Genomic DNA, 2526 nt, shown 5'->3' with positions numbered 1-2526 from the left:
GCTAGATGGAAAAGCGAGCTAAATAGTTATTTCCCGCTTGCCAGAAGTCGAATCTCTGGTAAACGAGCCATCCCGCTATGTGCATAACGCACATATATTTTCTGCGGTGCAATAATACTAACACTAAATTACCGATTACCATGGCAAGAATTTTCGGAACCGAAATTCCAAATGAGAAGCGCATCGAAGCTTCTCTCCAATACATCTACGGTATTGGCCTCACAACTGCTAAGAAGATCCTTGAGCAGGCTGGCGTCGATGCTGACATCCGCACAGGACAGCTCGCTGAAGAACAACTCGTGAAGATTGCTACGGTAATCACTTCCGAGGCTATCACTATCGAAGGTGACCTTCGTCGTGAGCAGCAAGGAGCTCTCAAGCGTTTGACATCAATCAACTGTCACCGTGGCCAGTGTCACAAGCGTGGCCTACCAGTTCGTGGTCAGCGTACCAAGACGAATGCTCGTACTCGTAAGGGTAAGAAACGCACAATGGGTGTGGCTAAATAAACTTTGACCTGTAAATACAATGTCTGAAGAAATTAAAGAAACAGAAGTTGCTGAAGAAGTAACTCCAGCTGCAGAGGCTCCAACTGAGACTCCAGCAACAGAAGCTCCAGCTACTGCTGAAGAAGCTCCAAAGAAAGAAGAGAAGAAGCGCGATATTTTCGCTGAACTCGCTGGTGGTGAAGAAGAATTCAAGATTCACAAAGCTAAGAAGTCCAAGAACGTCCAGACAGGAATCGTTCACGTGACAGCTACTTTCAACAACACACTCGTAAGCGTTACTGACTTCAATGGTAATGCAATCGGTTGGTCATCTGCTGGTAAGATGGGCTTCAAGGGTTCACGTAAGTCTACTGCTTACGCTGCTCAGGTTGTCTCTCAGGATGCATGCCGTCAGGCAATGTCCCACGGCCTCAAGACTGTAGAAGTTCGCGTTAAAGGCCCTGGTGCTGGTCGTGAATCTGCTGTTCGTGCTGCACAAGGCCTCGGTCTTGAAATCACTGCAATCAAAGATGTGACTGCAGTACCACACAACGGTTGCCGTCCTAAGAAGGCTCGCCGCGTATAATTTTAACTTACTTTTTAACAAACTTTTATTATGGCACGTTATATTGGCCCTAAAGACAAGATCAGCCGCCGTTTCGGTGTAGCTCTCTTCGGACCTTCAAAAGCTCTCGAGCGTCGTAACTTCCCACCCGGTCAGCACGGTCTTCGTGCAGGTCGTCGTAAGAAGTCCGATTACTCTGTAGCTCTCGGTGAGAAGCAGAAGCTTCGTTTCCAGTTCGGTGTACTCGAGAAGCAATTCCGTGGATACTACGCAGAAGCAGTGCGTCAGCGCGGAATCACAGGAGACACACTCGTGCGTCTCCTTGAAACTCGTCTCGACAACGTTTGCTACCGTCTCGGACTTGGCAACACACGTTCAGCAGCACGTCAGCTCGTTAACCACGGTCACATTACTGTGAACGGAGTTAAGACAGACATCGCTTCTTTCCAGTGCAAGCCAGGTGACAAAGTTGCAGTAGCAGAGAAGGCTTCTTCTCAGCAGCTCGGACTTCGCGCTCTTGACCTTACACAGGCAGTTCCTCTCAAGGACTGGCTCACAATCGATCGCGACAAGATGGTAGGTACCATCGCTCGCCTTCCAGAGCCAGCTGACTCAGATCATGGCGTAAACGTTCAGCTTGTTGTTGAACTTTACTCTCGTTAATCGAACTCAGATTACACATTTCAAAAAGCGCAAGGTGCCTGCACCTTGCGCTTTTTTCTTTTTGCGAATTAGTGGAGCCAATGGCATAAAAAACGCATGCCACCTTTGCCAATAGAATTCGAGGCTCGTCTCCTTTGGAAGACTGCACGCCTGTTTAAATTTTTAAAGTGGCCCTCTGCTCACGAAGTGGATTTCGGGGCATTTACTGCTGAATTTGACTTTGAGGAAGGCCGAGTGTTGATGCGCCACCCTGATGGAAAGGTGCAAGAGTTGGGGGGATTTTCGACACAGAAAAGAGCAACAAGCATTACAAAAATAGAAGGACCAATACGAGTGGGGAGCGACTTCCTTGTGGAAATTTGTCCCGCCACAACTGAGCATGCCGCGTCTATAAAGTGCTCAAGCTGCAAGAATGTGGATCAGGCTTGGCTGATGAAGATGGATGCCAGTAGTGGTGAATGGCTAGTCGCGGATGGGATAAGTTTAAAGTCTGCGGTTGAGGGCAGAGATGCTTTTCTTAAAATTCTCAGCAACGAGAGCGATGTAGATTTAGCTGTGGTGTTGGCCAGCCTCACTGTTTTCTTGAGGTTCTCAGTGTAGGCTCTCCATCGGAGGGGGGTATTGAGCATCGAATCACAGAGTGGTCGAATATAACCAATGTTGGAGGTGGCTGCTTATCTAGGTCGGCGTAGGAGTAACCCAAGGCTGCCAAGGCTCAGAAGTGTGAGTGAAGAGGGCTCAGGCTCCAATTCTACAGACTCAATAGAGCCTGAGTAGAAGTTTGTGTTATTGGTCGCATATATAAAATAC

Annotated in this window: 4 protein-coding genes; all 4 read left to right on the top strand. The window is 48.3% G+C overall.

The window, feature by feature from the left end; genetic code table 11:
* Nucleotides 1-140: 140 nt before the first annotated feature.
* The 4 genes from rpsM (at nt 141) to ABGY95_RS01540 (ending at nt 2316) form a co-directional block, all read left to right on the top strand.
* On the top strand, nt 141-509 hold the full coding sequence (rpsM, locus tag ABGY95_RS01555; RefSeq protein ID WP_347439919.1) for a 30S ribosomal protein S13: 369 nt from the start codon (nt 141-143) through the stop codon (nt 507-509).
* A 19-nt stretch (nt 510-528) separates the two neighbouring features.
* On the top strand, nt 529-1074 hold the full coding sequence (gene rpsK / locus ABGY95_RS01550) for a 30S ribosomal protein S11 (protein ID WP_347439918.1): 546 nt from the start codon (nt 529-531) through the stop codon (nt 1072-1074).
* 30 nt (nt 1075-1104) lie between these two features.
* Nucleotides 1105-1716 (top strand): 30S ribosomal protein S4, encoded by a 612-nt coding sequence (gene rpsD / locus ABGY95_RS01545; RefSeq protein WP_347439917.1) that lies wholly within the window; start codon nt 1105-1107, stop codon nt 1714-1716.
* A 96-nt stretch (nt 1717-1812) separates the two neighbouring features.
* Nucleotides 1813-2316, top strand: a complete 504-nt coding sequence (locus tag ABGY95_RS01540) for a hypothetical protein (RefSeq protein ID WP_347439916.1) — start codon at nt 1813-1815, stop codon at nt 2314-2316.
* The last annotated feature ends 210 nt before the right edge of the window (nt 2317-2526 follow it).

The sequence above is a fragment of the Rubritalea sp. genome (genome assembly GCF_039830215.1).
Taxonomy (GTDB): domain Bacteria; phylum Verrucomicrobiota; class Verrucomicrobiia; order Verrucomicrobiales; family Akkermansiaceae; genus Rubritalea.
Note: the sequence above shows the minus strand (reverse complement) of the source record. Positions and strands in the feature narration are given on the sequence as shown.